The 18,848-nt window shown below is 57.2% G+C and carries 20 protein-coding genes, 2 tRNA genes and 1 rRNA gene; 9 read left to right on the top strand and 14 right to left on the bottom strand.

All coding sequences use genetic code 11. From position 1 onward, the window contains the following. Positions 1-10: 10 nt before the first annotated feature. The 5 genes from ACX3P5_RS03515 to hpxU form a co-directional block, all read right to left on the bottom strand. On the bottom strand, positions 11-742 hold the full coding sequence (locus ACX3P5_RS03515) for an amino acid ABC transporter ATP-binding protein (RefSeq protein ID WP_233985213.1): 732 nt from the start codon (positions 740-742) through the stop codon (positions 11-13). Then, on the bottom strand, positions 723-1,379 hold the full coding sequence (locus ACX3P5_RS03510; protein WP_233988218.1) for an amino acid ABC transporter permease: 657 nt from the start codon (positions 1,377-1,379) through the stop codon (positions 723-725). The genes ACX3P5_RS03515 and ACX3P5_RS03510 overlap by 20 nt, the downstream gene beginning before the upstream one ends. After that, positions 1,379-2,044, bottom strand: coding sequence for an amino acid ABC transporter permease (locus tag ACX3P5_RS03505; RefSeq protein WP_233985214.1), 666 nt, complete (start codon positions 2,042-2,044; stop codon positions 1,379-1,381). The genes ACX3P5_RS03510 and ACX3P5_RS03505 overlap by 1 nt, the downstream gene beginning before the upstream one ends. Positions 2,045-2,054: 10 nt before the next feature. Then, positions 2,055-2,840 (bottom strand): transporter substrate-binding domain-containing protein, encoded by a 786-nt coding sequence (locus ACX3P5_RS03500; protein WP_233985215.1) that lies wholly within the window; start codon positions 2,838-2,840, stop codon positions 2,055-2,057. A gap of 192 nt (positions 2,841-3,032) precedes the next feature. Beyond that, the gene (hpxU, locus tag ACX3P5_RS03495) at positions 3,033-3,872 is read right to left on the bottom strand and encodes a MurR/RpiR family transcriptional regulator HpxU (RefSeq protein ID WP_031374964.1); all 840 of its coding nucleotides are present in this window, start codon (positions 3,870-3,872) and stop codon (positions 3,033-3,035) included. A gap of 143 nt (positions 3,873-4,015) precedes the next feature. Between hpxU and ACX3P5_RS03490 the strand changes: the two genes are divergently transcribed. Genes ACX3P5_RS03490 through hpxZ form a run of 4 tightly spaced genes read left to right on the top strand, consistent with a single transcriptional unit; the run spans position 4,016 to position 7,574 of the window. After that, the gene (locus ACX3P5_RS03490) at positions 4,016-5,602 is read left to right on the top strand and encodes a gamma-glutamyltransferase family protein (RefSeq protein ID WP_458968292.1); all 1,587 of its coding nucleotides are present in this window, start codon (positions 4,016-4,018) and stop codon (positions 5,600-5,602) included. A 12-nt stretch (positions 5,603-5,614) separates the two neighbouring features. Next, positions 5,615-5,797, top strand: a complete 183-nt coding sequence (hpxX, locus tag ACX3P5_RS03485; protein ID WP_233985217.1) for an oxalurate catabolism protein HpxX — start codon at positions 5,615-5,617, stop codon at positions 5,795-5,797. Further along, positions 5,794-7,191 (top strand): AtzE family amidohydrolase, encoded by a 1,398-nt coding sequence (locus ACX3P5_RS03480; RefSeq protein WP_458968291.1) that lies wholly within the window; start codon positions 5,794-5,796, stop codon positions 7,189-7,191. Before hpxX ends, ACX3P5_RS03480 begins: the two co-directional genes overlap by 4 nt. Then, on the top strand, positions 7,191-7,574 hold the full coding sequence (hpxZ, locus tag ACX3P5_RS03475) for an oxalurate catabolism protein HpxZ (RefSeq protein ID WP_094120435.1): 384 nt from the start codon (positions 7,191-7,193) through the stop codon (positions 7,572-7,574). Before ACX3P5_RS03480 ends, hpxZ begins: the two co-directional genes overlap by 1 nt. Before the next feature lie 57 nt (positions 7,575-7,631). Here hpxZ and puuE read toward each other — a convergent pair whose 3' ends face one another. The 3 genes from puuE to ACX3P5_RS03460 are packed head-to-tail and all read right to left on the bottom strand — an operon-like array spanning position 7,632 to position 10,079. Then, positions 7,632-8,594 carry an allantoinase PuuE gene (gene puuE / locus ACX3P5_RS03470; RefSeq protein ID WP_233985219.1) on the bottom strand — a complete coding sequence of 321 codons (963 nt, stop codon included), beginning with the start codon at positions 8,592-8,594 and terminating at the stop codon, positions 7,632-7,634. A gap of 34 nt (positions 8,595-8,628) precedes the next feature. After that, positions 8,629-9,360 carry an allantoin racemase gene (hpxA, locus tag ACX3P5_RS03465; RefSeq protein ID WP_094120433.1) on the bottom strand — a complete coding sequence of 244 codons (732 nt, stop codon included), beginning with the start codon at positions 9,358-9,360 and terminating at the stop codon, positions 8,629-8,631. Continuing rightward, a complete protein-coding gene (locus ACX3P5_RS03460) occupies positions 9,357-10,079 on the bottom strand; it encodes a GntR family transcriptional regulator (protein ID WP_233985220.1) in 723 nt (240 codons plus the stop codon). The genes hpxA and ACX3P5_RS03460 overlap by 4 nt, the downstream gene beginning before the upstream one ends. Before the next feature lie 145 nt (positions 10,080-10,224). On the opposite strand from ACX3P5_RS03460, the gene ACX3P5_RS03455 reads away from it, so the two are divergent. Then, positions 10,225-11,718 (top strand): NCS1 family nucleobase:cation symporter-1, encoded by a 1,494-nt coding sequence (locus ACX3P5_RS03455; protein ID WP_233985221.1) that lies wholly within the window; start codon positions 10,225-10,227, stop codon positions 11,716-11,718. Positions 11,719-11,789: 71 nt separating this feature from the next. On the opposite strand, the gene ACX3P5_RS03450 is transcribed toward ACX3P5_RS03455, so the two are convergent. Continuing rightward, a tRNA-Asp gene (locus ACX3P5_RS03450) sits at positions 11,790-11,866 on the bottom strand. A gap of 134 nt (positions 11,867-12,000) precedes the next feature. Then, positions 12,001-12,732, bottom strand: a complete 732-nt coding sequence (gene dnaQ / locus ACX3P5_RS03445) for a DNA polymerase III subunit epsilon (protein WP_069727889.1) — start codon at positions 12,730-12,732, stop codon at positions 12,001-12,003. Between the two features lie 51 nt (positions 12,733-12,783). Here dnaQ and rnhA point away from each other — a divergent pair, with 51 nt between their 5' ends. Then, positions 12,784-13,251, top strand: a complete 468-nt coding sequence (gene rnhA / locus ACX3P5_RS03440; RefSeq protein WP_233985222.1) for a ribonuclease HI — start codon at positions 12,784-12,786, stop codon at positions 13,249-13,251. On the opposite strand, the gene ACX3P5_RS03435 is transcribed toward rnhA, so the two are convergent. Continuing rightward, a complete protein-coding gene (locus ACX3P5_RS03435; protein ID WP_233985223.1) occupies positions 13,233-13,970 on the bottom strand; it encodes a class I SAM-dependent methyltransferase in 738 nt (245 codons plus the stop codon). The genes rnhA and ACX3P5_RS03435 overlap by 19 nt on opposite strands. Before the next feature lie 42 nt (positions 13,971-14,012). On the opposite strand from ACX3P5_RS03435, the gene gloB reads away from it, so the two are divergent. Then, positions 14,013-14,768, top strand: coding sequence for a hydroxyacylglutathione hydrolase (gloB, locus tag ACX3P5_RS03430; RefSeq protein ID WP_233988219.1), 756 nt, complete (start codon positions 14,013-14,015; stop codon positions 14,766-14,768). A gap of 71 nt (positions 14,769-14,839) precedes the next feature. Beyond that, positions 14,840-16,216 carry a murein transglycosylase D gene (gene mltD, locus ACX3P5_RS03425; RefSeq protein ID WP_233985224.1) on the top strand — a complete coding sequence of 459 codons (1,377 nt, stop codon included), beginning with the start codon at positions 14,840-14,842 and terminating at the stop codon, positions 16,214-16,216. Between the two features lie 108 nt (positions 16,217-16,324). On the opposite strand, the gene ACX3P5_RS03420 is transcribed toward mltD, so the two are convergent. Next, positions 16,325-17,116 carry an endonuclease/exonuclease/phosphatase family protein gene (locus tag ACX3P5_RS03420; protein ID WP_094120479.1) on the bottom strand — a complete coding sequence of 264 codons (792 nt, stop codon included), beginning with the start codon at positions 17,114-17,116 and terminating at the stop codon, positions 16,325-16,327. A 278-nt stretch (positions 17,117-17,394) separates the two neighbouring features. Between ACX3P5_RS03420 and yafC the strand changes: the two genes are divergently transcribed. Then, positions 17,395-18,324 carry a DNA-binding transcriptional regulator YafC gene (gene yafC, locus ACX3P5_RS03415; protein ID WP_233985225.1) on the top strand — a complete coding sequence of 310 codons (930 nt, stop codon included), beginning with the start codon at positions 17,395-17,397 and terminating at the stop codon, positions 18,322-18,324. Positions 18,325-18,440: 116 nt separating this feature from the next. On the opposite strand, the gene ACX3P5_RS03410 is transcribed toward yafC, so the two are convergent. Both ACX3P5_RS03410 and rrf read right to left on the bottom strand, forming a co-directional pair. After that, positions 18,441-18,517, bottom strand: a tRNA-Asp gene (locus tag ACX3P5_RS03410). Positions 18,518-18,603: 86 nt separating this feature from the next. After that, a 5S ribosomal RNA gene (gene rrf / locus ACX3P5_RS03405) occupies positions 18,604-18,719 on the bottom strand. Between the last annotated feature and the right edge of the window lie 129 nt (positions 18,720-18,848).

Genomic DNA, 18,848 nt, shown 5'->3' with positions numbered 1-18,848 from the left:
TGTTGAAGACCTACAGGCGGACCGAGGAGATAAACTGTTTCAGCTCTGGCGATTGCGGCTGTGCAAACAGCGTTTTGCTGTCGCCCTGCTCCCAGACGCGCCCCTGATGCATAAAGACCACGCGATCGCCCACGTCGCGGGCGAAGTTCATTTCATGGGTGACGAGGATCAGCGTCATTCCTTCTGCTGCCAGCTGCTCCAGCACTTTGAGCACTTCGCCGACCAGCTCAGGATCGAGCGCAGAGGTGATCTCATCACAGAGTAAAACTTTCGGCGTCATCGCCAGCGCCCGGGCGATTGCTACCCGCTGCTGCTGGCCGCCAGAGAGGCTGGCGGGATAGTAATCGAGGCGTTCGCCCAGGCCGACCTTCTCCAGCATCTGCGTCGCCAGCGCCCGGCACTCCGCCTCGCTCTTTTTCAGTACCCGACGCGGTGCCAGCATCACGTTTTCCAGCGCGGTCATGTGCGGGAACAGATTGAAACTCTGAAACACCATGCCGACTGAACGGCTGATCTCGCGGGCCTGCGAATCGCGATCGGTAATGGTCATGCCGCCCAGTTTGATGCTGCCTTCCTGATAGCCTTCCAGCCCATTGATGCAGCGCAGCAAGGTGCTTTTGCCTGAGCCGCTGCGACCGATAATCGAGATCACCTCGCCCATGTCGATATCCAGATCCACGCCTTTCAACACATGGTTGTCGCCGTAATATTTTTGTACCTGATTAATGGTGATGAGCGGCATTGAATTTTTTCTCCAGATACTGGCTGTAGCGAGACAGCGGATAACACATCAGGAAGTAACCGAGCGCCACCAGCCCAAAGACTTTAAATGGCTGGTAGGTCACGTTGTTCAGAATGGTGCCGGCTTTGGTCAGCTCGATAAAACCGATAATCGACGCCAGCGCCGTGCCTTTGATCACCTGCACAGCGAAGCCCACGGTCGGGGCGATGCCGATGCGGATCGCCTGCGGCGCAATTACCCGCGCCAGGGTCTGACCGAAGCTCAGGCCAAGACAGCGTGACGCTTCCCACTGCCCTTTCGGCAACGCACGAATACTGCCGTACCAGATATCGACCAGAAAGGCGCTGGTGTAGAAGGTCAGCGCCAGCGAGGCCGCCGTCCAGGGCGCGACGTCAATCCCGAACAGGCCGACGCCAAAAAAGGCGAGAAACAGCTGCATCAGCAGCGGCGTGCCCTGGAACAGCGCGGTATAGCCGCGCACCCAGCGCGTCAGCCATTTACGCTGCAGCAGCCGCATAAACAGCAGCGGCAGCGTCACCAGCGTGCCGCCGACAAACGCCACCAGAGAGAGCAGCAGGGTCCAGCGCGCCGCCAGCAGCAGGTTGCGCACGATGTCCCAGTCGGTGAAGGTTGTCATCATGCCTGCACTCCAAACCATTTACGGCCAATGGCCAGCAGCAGCTGACGCATCGCAATCGACAACGCCAGGTAGATCAACGTGGTCACCAGATAGACCTCAAAACTTAAAAAGGTGCGCGACTGGATCAGGTTAGCGGCGAAGGTGAGCTCCTCGTAGGAGACCTGCGACACCACCGACGATCCGAGCATCACAATGATGCACTGACTCACCAGCGCCGGATAAATGCGCTGCAATGACGGTGGCAGCACCACCCGCAAAAAGGTCTGGCTACGGGTTAAGCCCAGCACCCGGCCCGCTTCCCACTGCCCTTTTGGCGTCACCTGAATACCGGCGCGGATGATTTCGGTGCTGTAGGCGCCGAGGTTGATCAGCATCGCCAGCAGCGCCGCTTCGCCAGCGGTGAGTTTCAGGCCCAGGTTAGGCAGACCAAACACGATGAAGAACAGTTGCACCACGAACGGCGTATTGCGGATCAGCTCGACGTAGACGCCCCACAGACGGCTCATCCAGCTCGGTTTGCCGCTGCGCAATGCTGCGCCGACAATGCCGAGGCTGACGCCGCCGACGGTGGCCAGCAGCGTCAACTGGATGGTGACCCACAGGCCGGAGAGCAGCTCCGGCCAGTAAGGCCACAGGGCGGGAAAGTTAAGTTGCCCGATCATTATCCGTTCCTCAGGCGCCGAGGCTGGCGGGCAGCGGGGCTTTCAGCCACTGTTCTGACAGGCTATTCAGGGTGCCATCTTTGATACCCTGCTCAATCAGCGCATCAATCTTCGCTTTCAGTGCTGGCTGGTCTTTCTTCAGGCCAATAAAGCAGGGCGAATCTTTCAGCATAAACTGCGCCACCGGGGCTTTGGCCGGGTTCTGGCGGGCAATCGCGGCCACGACCAGGTTACCGGTCGCCACATACTGCACCTGACCGGAGAGGTAGGCTGACAGCGTGGTGTTGTTATCTTCGTAGCGTTTTACCTGGGCGTCCTTCGGTGCCACCTCACTCAGCACCATATCCTCCACCGCACCGCGTGTGACGCCAATCGACTTGCCGCTAAGTGCCGCCGCCGATTTGATCTCTTCGCCCTTCGGCCCAAAGACGCCAAGGAAGAACGGCGCATAGGCGCGGGTGAAATCGATCACTTTTTCACGTTCAGCATTTTTGCCCATGCTGGAGATCACCAGATCGACCTTGTCGGTTTGCAGATAAGGCACCCGGTTAGCACTGCTGACCGGCACCAGCTGTAACTTAAGTTTCATCTGCTTCGCCAGGTACTTCGCCATGTCGATGTCGTAACCCTGCGGTTGCAGATCCGTGCCGACTGATCCAAACGGCGGGAAATCCTGGGGCACAGCCACGCGAATCACGCCACGCTGCTGGATATCCTGCAGTTGATCGGCCAGCGCGCTGCCTGCCTGTGCCATCAGTAATGCCGCTGCGGCAACCGCCATCAAAACTTTTTTCATTATGCACCCCGGTGAGATTGTGTGAAACAAAAGATTCTTTAGCTTCCAATCTGCAACTAATGTGCCAATCAGCGCAGCGGGAGAAAAAAGGTGGAGTGGCAATGAGATGGTGAGAAAAGCGGCGTTATCCGTCGCGATACGCCGTCGGGAAAGGTTGTACTAAAATGGGGCAAGGCACCAAAACGGTGCCTGTTAGCGGTGCTCCAGCTCGTCAAACTGCTGGTAAAGGTCGGCAATCTGATGAATGCGCTGGCGGCCCTGCGCCAGCATTTCATGCAGTAGCGCGTTGGCGATCAGGTTGATCAGGCTCATTGCCGAGGCGTAGCTATCAAAGGCCGAGACGCTGTCGAGCGGCGCACAGAGCTGCCAGCGTGCCAGCGCAATCACCGTTTGCGCCTGCGGCTCACACAGCGCCAGCAGTGGGATGCCGGCGGTTTGTAGCTGCTGCATCAGCGGGCGAATCATCCGGGTGCGACGGCGGAACGCCATCACCACCACCATATCGTCCGGCGTAATATCCACCAGCTCCTCGGCCAGCGTCTGGCCTGGCTGCGGCAGAATATGCACCTGCGGCCGCGCCTGCATCAGCTGCTGACGCAGGTGCAGCGCCACTGGATAGGCGTTGCGCATCCCAATGATAAACACCCGTTTTGCCTGCGCCAGCTGCTGGATCACCTCGCCGAAATGCTGCGCGTCCAGGCTATTGACCCATTGCGTCAGGTTAGCCATCTCCTGCTTATAGTGGCGCGACAGCAAGGTGTTGCCCTGCACCGCATCGCGGTTATCGGTCAGCGGCATACCGCTCTGTCGCAGGGTACGCAGCTCATCGCGCATCTCTTTGTACTTTTCATAGCCCAGCCGTTTGAACAACCGGCTGACGGTGGCTTTCGACACGCCGCTGAGCCGCGCCAGCTCGGCGCTGTTGTAGCTGATCAGATCGTCAAAATGGTCAAAAACAAAGTCAGCAATACGCTGCTCTTGCGGTGAGAGCTGGGAATAGTGGCTTCTGAGTCGTTCATCAAGCTGTTGCATAACAGGTCCTGTAACTTTTGTTTCAGCTGAAGCTAGCATAATTTGCGCCAGGTTAACGCGGCTGTCATAACGGCCGGAATGAAAACTGGAACAGCTCTTGCTTTGTATACCGTTCTGTCACCCGATAACAGAACGAGAAAAGCATGAATCAAAGCAATATGGCCCCGCAGGGGATGGCGGTGACGCCGCACCATCTGGCCAGTGAAAGTGCGCTGGCGGTGCTGCGTGACGGCGGCAACGCCATTGAAGCGATGGTGGCGGCGGCCTCAACCATCGCCGTGGTCTATCCGCACATGAATGGCCTTGGCGGCGACGGCTTCTGGCTGATTATGCCGCCGGGCGGCGATCCTGTCGCGATTGATGCCAGCGGCGCCGCCGGATCGCTGGCCCACTTCGACTTTTACGCCGATCATCAACAGATCCCGCATCGCGGTCCGAAAGCCGCATTAACCGTTGCCGGCACGGTCAGCGGCTGGCAGGAAGCGTTACAGCTGGGCGCGGAGCTGGGCGGTACGCCGCTGCCGCTGGCGCGTCTGTTGCGCGATGCCATTCGTTATGCCGCCGATGGCATTCCGGTCACCACTTCGCAGACCGCCGCCACGACGACATTCCGCCACGAGTTGCAGCATCAGCCCGGCTTTGCCGCCACGTTTATGCCCGATGGCGATGTGCCGCAACCGGGCAGCCGCTTTACTCAGCCAGCGCTGGCGCAAACGCTGTGTCAGCTGACGGAACAGGGACTCGACAGTTTCTATCGCGGTCCGCTGGCGCGCCATCTCGCCAGTGAGCTGTCAGCGCTGGGTATGCCGATCACCCTTGAGGATCTGCAACAGCAGCGCGCCCGCCGCTGTACGCCGCTGCATCTGTCACACAGCGAAGGCGATATCTGGAATATGACGCCGCCGACCCAGGGCATGGTGTCGCTGGCGATCCTGGGCATCACCGACGTGCTGGAAATGGGCGACGCCACTGAAGCGCAGACTATCCACCGCATCGTTGAGGCGACCAAAAAAGCCTTTGCGCTGCGTGATAAACACATCACCGATCCGCGTCACGTTACCGAAGATTTGCAGGCGCTGCTCGACAGCGATCATCTTCGCACGCTCGCCAGCCAGATTGACGATCGCCAGGCGGCGCCCTGGGGCAACGGCCGCGGGCCGGGCGATACGGTCTGGATGGGCGTGATGGACAGCAGCGGCCTCGCGGTATCGTTTATTCAGAGTATCTATCACGAATTTGGCAGCGGCGTGGTGCTGCCCGGCACCGGTATCACCTGGCAGAACCGCGGTGCGGCCTTCAGTCTCGATCCCGATCATCTACTGGCGCTGGCCCCTGGCAAGCAGCCGTTCCATACCCTGAATCCCGCGGCTGCGCGGCTGAAAGATGGCCGCACGCTGGTTTATGGCTCGATGGGAGGCGACGGCCAGCCACAGACCCAGGCGGCGATTTTTACCCGTCATGTGATTCAGGGCCTGCCGCTGCAGCAGGCGGTGAGCGCGCCACGCTGGCTGCTGGGCCGCACCTGGGGCCAGTCTTCCGACTCGCTCAAACTGGAGAGCCGCCTGGCACCGGAAACGGTAGAGCAGCTGCGCCAGTGGGGACATCAGGTCGAACTGCTGCCGGCCTTCAGTGAATTTGTCGGCCATGCGGGCGCAATTGTGCGTCACAGCAATGGCATGTTTGAAGGCGCCAGCGATCCGCGCAGCAACGGCAGCGCCGCCGGTTTTTAACAGGAGCCCACCATGAACTCACCAGACTGGACCCACTACATCGCTCATATGGAGCAGATACTGCAACTGGAGCTGGATGACGCCCGGCGCGCAGAGTTATTAATCCAGCTCACGCGAATTGCGCAGATGGCGGAGCCGCTGATGGCTTATCCGCTCGACGATCGGCTGGACGTCGCGGGAGTGTATCAGGCATGAAATTGAGCGACGTTTCGATTCAGGCATTACGGCTGGCGATCCACAGCGGTGAGATCAGTGCCAGAGAGGTGGCTGAAACCACACTGCAGGCGATTGAGCAGCACAATCCACAGCTCAATGCATGGACTGAGGTGACCGGGCAGCGGATGCTGAAAGAGGCAGAGAGTATTGATGCAAAGCGGCAGCGCGGTGAAGATCTGCCGCCGCTGGCGGGCATTCCCTACGCGGTAAAAAACCTGTTTGACGTTGCAGGCTACAGTACGCTGGCCGGTGCCAGCCTGTTCAGCCAGCGGCCCGCGGCGCGTGCCGATGCCTTTGCCATCGACCGGCTGCGGCAGGCGGGCGCGACGCTGTCGGGTATGCTGAATATGGACGCCTACGCCTATGGCTTTACCACCGAAAACAGCCACTACGGCGCGACCCGTAATCCGCGCGACCTGAGCCGCGTAGCTGGTGGCTCATCGGGCGGTTCAGCCGCGGCGGTGGCGGCCGGTCTGGTCCATTTTTCACTTGGCACTGACACCAACGGCTCGATCCGGGTTCCCGCCTCGTTGTGCGGCACCTTTGGCCTGAAGCCCACCTTTGGCCGCCTGTCGCGTAGCGGCAGCCATCCGTTTGTCGCCAGCCTTGACCACATCGGTCCCTTCGCCCGTCGGGTCGACGATCTGGCGCTGGTCTATGACCAGCTACAGGGCGCAGACAGCGCCGATGCGTTTCAGGCCAGTCGTCCTGCTGCCGCGACGCTGCCAGGCTTGTCCCGGGGTCTGGAAGGGCTACGCTGCGGCGTACTGGGCGGCTTTTTCAGTGAATGGTGTGATGAGGAGGCGCGGGCTGCGGTGGCCGTTGTTGCCGCCGCGCTCAACGCGCAGGACGAGGTGATGATGCCGGAAGCCGAGCTGGCACGCTCTGCGGCCTTTATTATGACGGCGGCGGAAGGCGGCACGCCTTATCTGCCCGCCTTGCGCCAGATGCCGGAACAGTTTGAGCCCAACTCGCGCGAGCGTTTACTGGCGGGAGCGATGATGCCCGCCGCCTGGTATCTGCAGGCGCAGCGTTTCCGCCGCCATTTCCAGCAGCAGGTGCTGCCGCTGTTCAGCAAGTTTGATCTGCTGATTGCCCCGGCGACGCCGTGCAGCGCGATCACCATTGGACAGCAAACGATCACCATTAATGGGGAGGAACTGCCCGCCAAAGCCAGCATGGGTATGCTGACGCAGCCGATCTCGTTCCTGGGATTGCCGGTCTGTACCGTGCCGCTGGCGACCCGAAGCGGTCTGCCGATTGGCCTGCAGTTAATCGCCCGTCCCTTTAATGAAGCCGCGGTGCTGCGGGCTGCCTGGGTACTGGAGCAGCAAGGGTTCACCGTGGCGCAAATCAACATGGCAGGAGCCTGATGGACATTCAACAGATCAATTTACCGCAGATAGTCAGTGAAGTGACGGCGCAGTTTACCCGCTACGAGCAGGCGCTGATCGGCAACGATATCGCCGAACTGGATGCGCTGTTCTGGCATGATCCCCGTACCGTGCGGCTGGGTGCCGGTGAGAATTTGTATGGCATTGATGAGATCCGCGCATTCCGGGCGGCCCGCCCTTCCGCCGGGCTGGACCGGACGCTGCGCAACACGGTGATCACCACCTTTGGCGAAGATTACGCGGTGTGCAGCACCGAGTTTACCCGCGCCGGCAGCGATAAAATCGGCCGCCAGCAGCAAACCTGGGTGCGGTTGCCGCACGGCTGGTGCATCGTTGCGGCGCAGGTAAGCCTGATGAGTTAAGCGGGCTGGCGAGGCGTTTCATCCGGCCTGACGGCTGAATGAAACGCCTTGCAGTCATCAGGACGCGTCGGGTGCCGGATGCGTTTTGATCCAGTGATCGGCAATCTGCTGACGGCTGCAAATCCAGACGTCATCGTGCTGCTGGATATGGTCGAGGAAATTCTGTAAGGCACGGAATTTTCCCGGACGGCCCAGCAGGCGGCAATGCATCCCCACCGACATCATTTTCGGTGCGGTTTCGCCCTCTTCATACAGCACGTCAAAGGTATCACGCAGATAAGTGAAGAACTGTTCAGCGGTGTTGAAGCCCTGTGGCGAGGCAAAGCGCATGTCGTTGCACTCCAGGGTATAAGGGATGATCAGATGCGGTTTGACCGTACCATCCTGGCAGGTGACCTGGGTCCAGAACGGCAGGTCGTCGCCATAGTAATCACTGTCGTAGCTGAAACCGCCCTGCTCCACCACCAGACGTCGGGTATTCGGGCTGTCGCGCCCGGTATACCAGCCGGTCGGCGCTTTACCAAACAGGTCGAGCAAAACGTCCACCGCCTGCTGCATGTGCTGGCGTTCGGTTTTTGCGTCCATGCCCTGATAGTGGATCCAGCGCCAGCCGTGGCTCACCACGTCGTAATCCGCCTGTTTGATCGCCTCAACGATTTCCGGATGACGCGCCAGCGCCATCGCCACGCCAAACACGGTTAATGGCAGACCGCGCTTCTGAAATTCGTTATGGATGCGCCAGAAACCCGCGCGTGAGCCGTACTCATACAGCGACTCCATCGACATGTGGCGATCCGGATAACTGGCCGCGCCAATGATGTCGGAAAGGAATTGCTCTGAGCCGGCATCGCCGTGCAGCACGCTATTTTCCGCCCCTTCTTCGTAATTCAGGACAAACTGCACCGCCACGCGGGCGTTGTTGGGCCAGGCGGCGTGCGGCGGGTTAGCGCCATAACCGATTAAATCGCGCGGATAGTTTTTGTTAAAGCTGTACTCTTTTTTCTCTGCAGCGTCAGTCATTACTCGCTTCCTGTGATCAATCGGGAGAGTTCCGTTAGTTTAGATGCTGAAACGCACCTGAGAGAGGTTTCTGCAAAGGCCAGGCCAGATCGCCATGTTTACTGGTGCCAAAGCCCAGCGCCACCAGCGACTCCACCATTTTGACCGCCGCACCCACGCCATCAATCACCGGCAAACCGAGTTCCTGCGTCAACGAAGCGGCCAGTGTTGCCATGCCGCCACAGCCCAGCACAATCGCCCCGCTGCCATCTTCACGCTTCGCCTGAATGCAGCGCTGACGTACCTTCTCCTGCGCAACACCGCTGCCATCTTCCAGCGCCAGTACCGGCAGATCGATGGCGTGCAGCGCCGCGCAGTGATGGGTAAAGCCATATTGTTGCAGCAGATGACGCGCAATGACCAGGGTGCGTGGCAGCGTGGTGACAATCGAGAAACGCGTCGCCAGCAGCGTCGCGGTGTGCATCGCTGCTTCCGCTATCCCCACCACCGGCCCGCTGGCCAGCTCCCGCGCCGCCAGTAAGCCCGGATCGCCGAAGCAGGCAATGACATGACCGCTGACACCCTGCGCTTTACCCAGTTTGATCTGCTCCAGCACGCCGATAGCGGCTATCGCTTCATCGAAGTGCCCCTCAATCGACGGCACGCCGTGTGCCGGACAGACGGCCAGAATGTCGGTACCGGGTGCCGCCACGGCGCGGGCCGCCTGACCGATGGTTTCGGTCATTGCCAGGCTGGTATTCGGGTTGATGACCTGAATCAGGCTCATGATGCGTTTCCTTTGTCGCTGCCAAACAGCCGGCTGAAATCGGGCAGCGTCTCGCCACTGCGCTCAAAGTGCAGGCTGGAGACGATATGATCAAAATGGTGTTGCAGGGCCTGGGTCAGCGGCGCTAAGGCGCGTTCCCGCAGCAGGCTGAGCAACCGGCTGTGATCGTCGCAGCGACAGCCGTGCTGCCACGGCGCGCCATAGGCGGCAATCACCAGCGATGAGCGCTGCGTCAGGCGGGTTACGATCCCGGTCAGCACCTGGTTACCTGAGATCGCCTGCAGCTGTATATGAAAGGCCGCCGATAACCGAATCGCGGCCGCGCCGTCACGATCGGCGTGCGCCTGATTCTCCTGCTCAATCAGTTGTGCCAGCGCCGCCAGATGCGGGGCCTGCAGATGCGCCAGCACCGCAGGCAGATTGGCGCACTCCAATAAGCTGCGGGTACGAAAAATATCGCGCGCCTCATCGACGCCTGGGGTGGTGACCTGTGCACCGCGTTTGGGCGTCAGCGTGACCATTTGCACTGCGGCGAGGCGTTGCAGCACTTTACGAATCCCGGTCCGACTGACGCCAAACACCGCAGAAAGGGCCTCTTCCGGCAACTTACTGCCGGGCGGCAACTGATGTTCAACGATGGCGTTCATCAACGCCTGGTAGATAACCTCATCTTTATCATGCCGTTCGGTAGCCTGTCTCTGGCCTGTTTCACTCTTCATTACCCGCTCCGGTAGGTGACTGTGCGCACTCATATCGTATACGTGAACAATAATTTTTGTATACAAGAAATCAAATCTGGCCTGAATCCTGCAGTAGCGTTTCACGCAATTATTCATTCCATTCCCGGGTAGAGGAGCAGGTTTCATGCCAAATCATTCAACGGTGGCCAGCAAGGCCTCTGAAGCCAACGCCAGCTACAGCCCAAGGCTGTGTAACGACGACCTGGCACCGACCCGCGATCAGAACTGGTCGTGGTACAACATCTTTTCGTTCTGGATGTCAGATGTGCACAGCATGGGCGGATATGTGGTGGCTGCCAGCTTCTTTACGCTGGGGTTAGCCAGCTGGCAGGTGCTGCTGTGTCTGCTGGTCGGCATCTGTATTGTGCAGCTCTGCGCCAACCTGGTGGCGAAACCGAGCCAGATGGCGGGCGTACCTTACGCGGTGATCTGCCGCCAGGCGTTTGGCGTGTTTGGCGCCAATATTCCGGCGGTGATTCGCGGCCTGATCGCCTTTGCGTGGTATGGCATTCAGACCTATTTAGCCGCCAACGCCCTGATGCTGGTGCTGCTGAAGTTTGTGCCGTCGCTGTCATCCATGACTGAAAGCAGCTGGCTGGGCCTGTCGCTGCTGGGCTGGTGCTGCTTCGGTACGATGTGGCTGCTGCAGGCGATGGTGTTCTGGCACGGCATGAGCGCCATTAAGCGTTTTATTGATGTTGCCGGACCGGCAGTTTATGTCGTGATGGTGGCGCTGGCGGGCTGGATTGTATACAAGACCGGTTTTGATGGTATCTCATTCACCCTTGCCAGTAAGTCGCTGTCGGCGGGTGAGCAGACCTGGCAGATGATTACCGCCACCGCATTGGTGGTCTCTTACTTCTCCGGTCCGCTGCTGAACTTTGGTGATTTCTCACGCTACGGTAAAAGCATGTCGGAGATCCGTCGCGGCAACCGCTGGGGTTTACCGTTCAACTTCCTGCTGTTTTCGATTGTGACGGTGGTGATTGTCTCAGGTACGCAGTCCCTGTTCGGCAAAATGATCACCGACCCGATCGAAACAGTCAGCCGGGTCGGCAACGATCTGGCGGTGGCGATTGGCCTGCTGACCATGATCATCGCCACCATCGGCATCAACATCGTTGCCAACTTTGTTTCACCCGCCTTCGACTTCTCTAACTGTTCGCCGCAGAAGATCAGCTTCCGGACGGGCGGGATGATCGCCGCGGTGGGTTCGGTGCTGCTGACGCCGTGGAACCTGTTCCAGTCACCGGAACTGATTCACTACACGCTCGACGTGCTGGGCTCCTTTATCGGGCCACTGTTCGGCATCCTGCTGACTGATTTTTATCTGATTAAACGTGGCCGGATCGATGTCGACGATCTCTTCAATGATACTCCGGCAGGCCGTTACTGGTATCGCGGCGGCTTTAACCCGAAAGCCATTGGCGCCCTGCTGCCGTCGGTGGCGATCTGTCTGGTGATCAGTTTTATTCCGTCACTGCATGAGGTTGCGAACTTTAGCTGGTTTATCGGTGCAGGTCTGGCAGCCGGCTGTTATCGCTTTATCGCCCGTGACGAGCGTGAAGGAGAAGACGTTGCAGCCTGGCGCAGTGATGTGGCGGTGCAGAAGGATTAAGCACGCCTAAAGGCCTGGCGCGCAGACAGCAAAAAGCCGATTCATTTCTGAATCGGCTTCTTTAAAGAGATTGGCGGAACGGACGGGGCTCGAACCCGCGACCCCCTGCGTGACAGGCAGGTATTCTAACCAACTGAACTACCGCTCCGCGCTTTGTTCCCCGTCGAGAACGAGGCGAATATTAATGGCAGGCTGTTAACACGTCAACGCTTTTTCCGGCAGCAGAAATCGTTTGCTGGTTTTTTCACCTTCTCGTTGATTTTACCCGCAAAATCATCGATCTCAGCCGCGCCACAGGCAGCTACCGCCCTTCTTCATTACTAAATCGAGACGCGATTCATGCGCAACGATCTCCTCATCGCTGGCGGTCACCACCCGTAAGGCGGATGCCGGACGCACGATACGCTGAATGCTTTCGCCCTGCGCCTGGCGTGCGCTTTCACTCTCCGATAAAAATGAGAGTGAAGTCTGCCCGCCGGTCATGGTCAGAAAGACGTCAGCCAGGATCTCGGCATCGAGCAGTGCGCCGTGCAGGGTTCGTTTGCTGTTGTCGATCTCATAGCGTGAGCAGAGCGCGTCAAGGCTGTTGCGCTTGCCCGGGAACATCCGGCGCGCCAGCGCCAGGCTGTCGGTAATTTTGCAGAAGGTTTCGGTTTTTTCGATGCCGCGCTGCAGTTTGGCAAATTCGTAATCCATGAAGCCGATATCAAACGGCGCGTTGTGAATTACCAGCTCAGCGCCGCGGATGTAGTCGAGAAACTCATCGGCGATCTCGCTGAACGTCGGTTTGTCAGCAAGGAACTCATCCGCAATGCCGTGCACGCCAAAGGCTTCCGGATCCACCAGCCGATCGGGCTTCAGATACATATGAAAGTTGTTACCGGTCAGGCGGCGGTTAATCACTTCGACCGCACCAATCTCAATGATGCGGTGACCCTCATAATGCACCCCGATCATGTTCATGCCGGTGGTTTCAGTATCGAGTACGATCTGGCGGTTATTTGCAGTGCTCATAGGACCCGTTTTATGTCAGACTTAGCGTTTTTGAGAGGAAGTCTACCAGAGATGCGCAAACAGGTAGAAATATTCACCGATGGATCCTGTCTTGGAAATCCCGGCCCCGGCGGTTACGGTGCCATTTTACGTTACGGCCAGCATGAGAAAACCTTCAGCGCCGGTTATCACCTTACCACTAATAACCGGATGGAGCTGATGGCGGCGATTGTCTCGCTGGAGGCGCTGAAACAGCCGTGCGACGTGGTGCTCAGCACCGACAGTCAGTATGTCCGTCAGGGTATTACCAGTTGGATCCACAACTGGAAGAAACGCGGCTGGAAAACGGCCGACAAAAAACCGGTGAAGAATGTCGATCTCTGGCAGCGTCTCGATTTGGCGCTCAGTACCCATAAAATCCAGTGGGAGTGGGTTAAAGGCCATGCCGGTCACCCGGAAAATGAGCGCTGTGATGAACTGGCGCGCAGTGCCGCTGAGAATCCCGCCTTTGATGACATCGGTTATAAAACCGAATCCTGATCCTCTTTCTGCCGGAACTGGCGCGTGGCGTTGACCGTCTGACGAATTTTACTGGTGCTGAGGCTTTTCTTCGCCCGGGTCGGAATCAGCGGGAAGGTGCGTTTACGCGCCACCACAATATTCAGACATCCCAGCGCCGGCAGATGGGCGCTGATCAATTTCCCGCCCTGCCGGTGCCACGGCAGCACCTGAAAGCGGGTGCGGTAGACCACTTCGTAATTGAGCAATCCCAGCCAGTCCAGTAGCCGCATCTGGCTGAACATCCTGCCGCTCCACGGCGCTTTGCGCGGTAAACCCGGCACGATTTTACTGACGCCGAGCAGGCTGAATGGGTTAAAGCCACTGATGATCATCCAGCCATCGTCAATTAACACCCGATCGACTTCACGTAATACCCGATGCGGGTCCTGACTCCATGCCAGAGTGTGCGCCAGTAAACAGGCATCAATGGATTTCGATTCAAACGGCAGCTGCATCGGATTGGCCAGCACCTGTAACAGCTCGCCCTCACTGCCGACGTTGACCTGATGTGAAATAGCGCAGTTTTCGGTGTTGATTTCTGCGCTCAGGTTGCCAAGCTTAAGCATATGAAAGCCATATAGCTTTCCGAGGTAAGGCTGAAGCTGCTGCGTCAGCGCGTCACGAAAATAGTCTCCCCATGGCATATCGCGCCATGAGAGCGGCGCATTCAGAATCTGGCGTGTTTTAGCGGGCTTCATGCGTTACCCTCTTCCTTTTCCTTCGGCCTGCGAGAGGTGATGATGAATCTTACCAGTATTCCTGCGTTGCAGGATAACTACATCTGGACACTGACAGATGATGACGGGAAATGCCTGATTGTCGATCCCGGCGAGGCACAGCCGGTGTTGGAAAAAATGGCCGCCAACGGCTGGCAACCGGTCGCCATTCTGTTAACCCATCACCATAACGATCACACCGGTGGGGTAAAAGCGCTGTGTGAGCAGTTCCCGCAGCTTGAGGTTTTCGGTCCAGAGGAAACCGTCAGTAAAGGGGCAAAAACCCGGGTTCGCGAAGGTGATCGGGTCGAGGTAATGGGTTTGTCCTTTGAGGTGATCGCCACGCCAGGACACACTTTAGGACATATCTCATATTACAGCGCACCTTATCTTTTTTGTGGTGATACGCTGTTTTCAGGCGGCTGTGGACGTCTTTTTGAAGGGACCGCCGAGCAAATGTACCATTCCTTTCAAAAGCTTAATCAGTTACCGGGCGAAACACTGGTCTGCTGCGCACATGAATATACTTTATCCAATTTGAAGTTTGCTGCGGCTATTCTGCCCCATGACCCGCAAATAACGGCTGAATATCAGAAAATTAAGGACTTACGCGCCGAAAATGGCATTAGTTTGCCAACAAAACTGGCGCACGAACGGTCAATAAATTTATTTCTTCGTACGCAAGATCCTGATTTACAAAGGGCTTTAAGCGTTAATTCGCCTGCAGAGCCGGTATGGCAAACATTTGCCGTTCTACGCGAGAAGAAAGACGCTTTTTGATTTTTCGGGTTGTGTTGTGAAAAGTCGTCACGTATAGTTGCTCGTCTTTTAAGCGAACTATTGACACACACATGAAGGCTAAAGCGATATTACTCGCCTCGGTCTTGCTGGTGGGATGTCAGGCATCACGGAATGACGCCAATATCCCCGAACAGCATGCCCAGAGTCTGTCTTCAGCTGGTCAAGGTGAAAATGGAAAGTACGGAGACGAGTTTTTGTCGCCGCGTTGGCAGGAAGATGGAACTGGCCTCGCAGCAGACGCAGATCTCTGGAGTTTCATTAGTGACGAGTTGAAGATGGGGATTCCGGAAAACCCGGCAATCCGCGAACAAAAAAGAAAATTTTTAAAAAATAAGAGCTATCTCCACGATGTAACATTACGGGCAGAGCCGTACATGTACTGGATAGTCGAGCAGATACAGAAACGTAAAATGCCGATGGAACTGGTACTGCTACCCATAGTGGAGAGCGCTTTTGATCCTCATGCAACCTCATCCGCCAATGCCGCTGGTATCTGGCAGATTGTTGCGGCAACGGGTCGAAACTATGGTTTGAAACAGAACCAATATTACGATGGGCGACGCGATGTGGTCGCATCCACCAAAGTTGCGCTGGATATGATGCAGCGTCTTAACACCATGTTTGACGGTGACTGGTTACTGACCATTGCCGCCTACAACAGTGGTGAAGGGCGGGTGCTCAAGGCGATTAAGCAGAATAAGGCGCGCGGTAAGCCGACGGACTTCTGGCACTTATCGCTGCCACGCGAAACGACGGTGTATGTGCCGAAAATGTTAGCCCTGAGTGAGCTGCTCAAGAATAACAAGCGTTACGGTATCAAACTGCCGACACCGAACGAAAGCCGTGCTCTGGCACGGGTGGAAGTGGGTCAGCAGATTAAACTGACGCAGGCTGCCGAAATGGCGGGTATGTCGCTCACTAAGTTAAAGAGCTTCAATACTGGCTACAAAGGCGGTGCAACAGCGCCAAACGGACCGCACTATATTATGGTGCCCAAGTCCAACGTCGCGAAGTTGCGTAACTCACTGGCATCGGGTGATATCGCAGCCGTGCAACCGACCCAGTTGGCGAAAGCCAGCGCCAGTGGCGGTTACAAAGTGCGACGGGGTGATACCCTGTCAGGGATTGCCTCGAAACTTGGCGTTAGCGTGAGCACACTGAAGCAGGATAACAACCTGCGCGGTGCTGATATCCGACCGGGTCAGACTCTGACTATCGGTTCGAATGGCACCCGACTGGCTGATAACGGCAACAGCATCACCTATCGTGTTCGTAAGGGTGATTCTCTTGCCAGTATTGCACGGCATCACGGCGTCAATATCAAAGACGTGATGCGCTGGAACAGTGTGCTGGACAATGCGAAAGATATTCAGCCCGGCGATAACTTAACGCTGTTTGTGAATAATAACGCGAATCCTGATACCTGATACGTTGAAAAGGCTGACAAATGTCAGCCTTTTTCTTTTATTTGCCCCGCTTGTTCACCCTTCCTGCCCTGCCGCGACAGCCGGATTAACTTACGCCATCCGCACCGATTAGCCTCTCGGGTTAAACTCCACCAGTAACGGATTATGGTCAGACGCACGCGTGACCAGCACCGAGGCTTCACTCACCGCCAGATCGCGATAAAAGACGAAGTCCAGCGGACGGCCAAATGCTTTGCGGCGATGATCGGCGGTAAACATTACCTCCTCCAGCTTCATCCGATGGGCAAAGCGATAGAGCGCATTAATGCGCTGGCGGCTCCAGGCATTGAAATCCCCTGCCATGATCACCGGTCCGCGATGGTGCATGATCTGTTCGCCAATCGGTCCCAGCTGCTTGCTGTAGACATCGATGCCTAAACTAAAGTTGACCGCATGGATGTTCACCACCATCAGCATATCGCCGGTGGGTAACGGGTAGGCGGTGACCAGCGCCGATTTTGCCAGCCTGAGAAGCGGCTCACGCTCGCGCAGTGGACAACAGTAGACTGGGTGAGCCGAAGCCAGCGTCATCACGCCTGAGGGGTGCTGAGGCAGCACAAAGGCGGGCACCTGATCGGCAGCCAGATAATTGCTGGTGGCGAACTGCACCAGCTCCGGTGTGGTCTGCGCCTCCTGCAACAACACCAGATGAGCGTCTTTGCCGAATCCTTCCAGTACTGACATCCAGTCGGCACGCTGCTGTTTGAAGATATTCCATACCAGAACTTTCAGGTTGGGATGAGCGGGCAATGGCGCGCCGGGTGGCAGTCCCTGACCGAGATGTAGCATCGCGCCCGGCGGAAAAATCTGTTCCGCTGGTTGTCCCGCAACATATCGCATTGCATAAGTTTTTTTGCGCACTTTCCCGCCTGGCTGATGATTCAAAAACAGATAACACTGATCTGTTATAGGGATTTTAGACCGGGGTTTCAATGGATGCTGATCAATGTCGGAATCCATGCCGCTTTTCGTCAGCAAATCCGCCTTTTTTGTCCGGTCTGGCTCTGTTACCCCGCTAAAAGGCACCGCGCTATTCGGCCAGAGGTTGAACAAGCCCCTATAATGATGACAAATAATGGCCTCACACCCCAGTCTATCGGTCCGGTAACCGATTTTACGTCACTATACGGAGAGGAGTCATGAAGGCGTCTTCCGACGAGCTGAAAGTGTTTGTCAGTGTAGTAGAAAGTGGCAGCTTCAGTCGTGCTGCTGAGCAGATGCAGATGGCGAACTCTGCTGTCAGCCGGACGATAAAAAAGCTTGAGGGCAAGCTGGGCATTGCGTTACTGACCCGGACTACTCGTCAACTGGCGCTGACTCAGGAGGGCGAGCGCTATTTCCGTCATGTGCAACGCTTTTTGCAAGAGATGACCCGTGCGGAGAGCGAGTTGATTGAGAGCCTGCAGGCACCTAAAGGGTTGTTGCGTATCGATGCCGCGACGCCGGTGATCCTGCATTTACTGATGCCGATGATCAAACCGTTCCGTGCGCGCTATCCGGAAATTACGCTCTCTCTGATCTCTTCAGAGAGCTTTATCAACCTTATTGAACGCAAAGTTGATGTGGCCATTCGCGCAGGCAGCCTGACGGATTCTACGCTGCGCGCACGACTGCTGTTTAATAGCTACCGCAAGCTGGTTGCGTCGCCAGCCTATCTGGCTGAATACGGCATGCCGAAAACAGTCGCGGATCTGGCTCAACATCGCTGTCTCGGCTTCGCTGACCCATCACGTCTCAACCGCTGGCCTGTCGCCCAGGAAAATGGCGAACTTTACGATATCAGGTGGGAAATTGCGTCTAACAGCGGTGAAACCATCAAGCAGTTGAGCCTGAACGGTAACGGCATTGCCTGCCTGTCTGACTATATGATCGATCGCGAAATTGCTGAGGGGGAACTGATTGAGGTGCTGGCAGAGCAGCGTTTGCCGGTTGAGATGCCCTTTAATGCCGTTTATTACAGTGACACTGGTCTGAGTCAGCGGGTACGCGCCTTTATCGATTTTCTCAGTGAGTGGACCGCCGATCAACCCTGGCGGATCGAGGATCGTTCGGCGACAGAATCACCTTAACTGGCCCGATTGTACGTGCGATTGCAGATTTTCGCAGCGCTGCCGTAAGACCACGCCAGCTTTCTTCGCCGCAATGGAAAAAGCCCTGACCGTTAAGTCAGGGCTTTCCAATTAAGTGGCGGAACGGACGGGGCTCGAACCCGCGACCCCCTGCGTGACAGGCAGGTATTCTAACCAACTGAACTACCGCTCCACCGATTCTTTCACAGCTGTCAGCAACTGGCTGATGGCCGTCTGTTCCTGTTTTTTCCTTGTCAGGGGAAAAGGAACGAATTTGATGCCTGGCAGTTCCCTACTCTCGCATGGGGAGACCCCACACTACCATCGGCGCTACGGCGTTTCACTTCTGAGTTCGGCATGGGGTCAGGTGGGACCACCGCGCTACAGCCGCCAGGCAAATTCTTTGTGCTCTGTCCTGTGTCTTTTGTGCTGATGCTGCGTTGGCCGCCCTCGCGCTACTCCGTCACATACTTCAGTATGCTCCTTCGTATCGCTCGGTTGCCGCCCTGCCTCAGCGCAAAATC

The organism is Pantoea sp. S-LA4, from assembly GCF_054482835.1.
This window is presented reverse-complemented; position numbering and strand designations above follow the sequence as displayed.

Excerpts from the sequence above, each read along its gene's own strand:
- ACX3P5_RS03515 (WP_233985213.1), bottom strand. The coding sequence starts at position 742 with ATGCCGCTCATCACCATTAATCAGGTACAAAAATATTACGGCGACAAC.
- ACX3P5_RS03510 (WP_233988218.1), bottom strand. The coding sequence starts at position 1,379 with ATGACAACCTTCACCGACTGGGACATCGTGCGCAACCTGCTGCTGGCG.
- ACX3P5_RS03505 (WP_233985214.1), bottom strand. The coding sequence starts at position 2,044 with ATGATCGGGCAACTTAACTTTCCCGCCCTGTGGCCTTACTGGCCGGAG.
- ACX3P5_RS03500 (WP_233985215.1), bottom strand. The coding sequence starts at position 2,840 with ATGAAAAAAGTTTTGATGGCGGTTGCCGCAGCGGCATTACTGATGGCA.
- hpxU (WP_031374964.1), bottom strand. The coding sequence starts at position 3,872 with ATGCAACAGCTTGATGAACGACTCAGAAGCCACTATTCCCAGCTCTCA.
- ACX3P5_RS03490 (WP_458968292.1), top strand. The coding sequence starts at position 4,016 with ATGAATCAAAGCAATATGGCCCCGCAGGGGATGGCGGTGACGCCGCAC.
- hpxX (WP_233985217.1), top strand. The coding sequence starts at position 5,615 with ATGAACTCACCAGACTGGACCCACTACATCGCTCATATGGAGCAGATA.
- ACX3P5_RS03480 (WP_458968291.1), top strand. The coding sequence starts at position 5,794 with ATGAAATTGAGCGACGTTTCGATTCAGGCATTACGGCTGGCGATCCAC.
- hpxZ (WP_094120435.1), top strand. The coding sequence starts at position 7,191 with ATGGACATTCAACAGATCAATTTACCGCAGATAGTCAGTGAAGTGACG.
- puuE (WP_233985219.1), bottom strand. The coding sequence starts at position 8,594 with ATGACTGACGCTGCAGAGAAAAAAGAGTACAGCTTTAACAAAAACTAT.
- hpxA (WP_094120433.1), bottom strand. The coding sequence starts at position 9,360 with ATGAGCCTGATTCAGGTCATCAACCCGAATACCAGCCTGGCAATGACC.
- ACX3P5_RS03460 (WP_233985220.1), bottom strand. The coding sequence starts at position 10,079 with ATGAAGAGTGAAACAGGCCAGAGACAGGCTACCGAACGGCATGATAAA.
- ACX3P5_RS03455 (WP_233985221.1), top strand. The coding sequence starts at position 10,225 with ATGCCAAATCATTCAACGGTGGCCAGCAAGGCCTCTGAAGCCAACGCC.
- dnaQ (WP_069727889.1), bottom strand. The coding sequence starts at position 12,732 with ATGAGCACTGCAAATAACCGCCAGATCGTACTCGATACTGAAACCACC.
- rnhA (WP_233985222.1), top strand. The coding sequence starts at position 12,784 with ATGCGCAAACAGGTAGAAATATTCACCGATGGATCCTGTCTTGGAAAT.
- ACX3P5_RS03435 (WP_233985223.1), bottom strand. The coding sequence starts at position 13,970 with ATGAAGCCCGCTAAAACACGCCAGATTCTGAATGCGCCGCTCTCATGG.
- gloB (WP_233988219.1), top strand. The coding sequence starts at position 14,013 with ATGAATCTTACCAGTATTCCTGCGTTGCAGGATAACTACATCTGGACA.
- mltD (WP_233985224.1), top strand. The coding sequence starts at position 14,840 with ATGAAGGCTAAAGCGATATTACTCGCCTCGGTCTTGCTGGTGGGATGT.
- yafC (WP_233985225.1), top strand. The coding sequence starts at position 17,395 with ATGAAGGCGTCTTCCGACGAGCTGAAAGTGTTTGTCAGTGTAGTAGAA.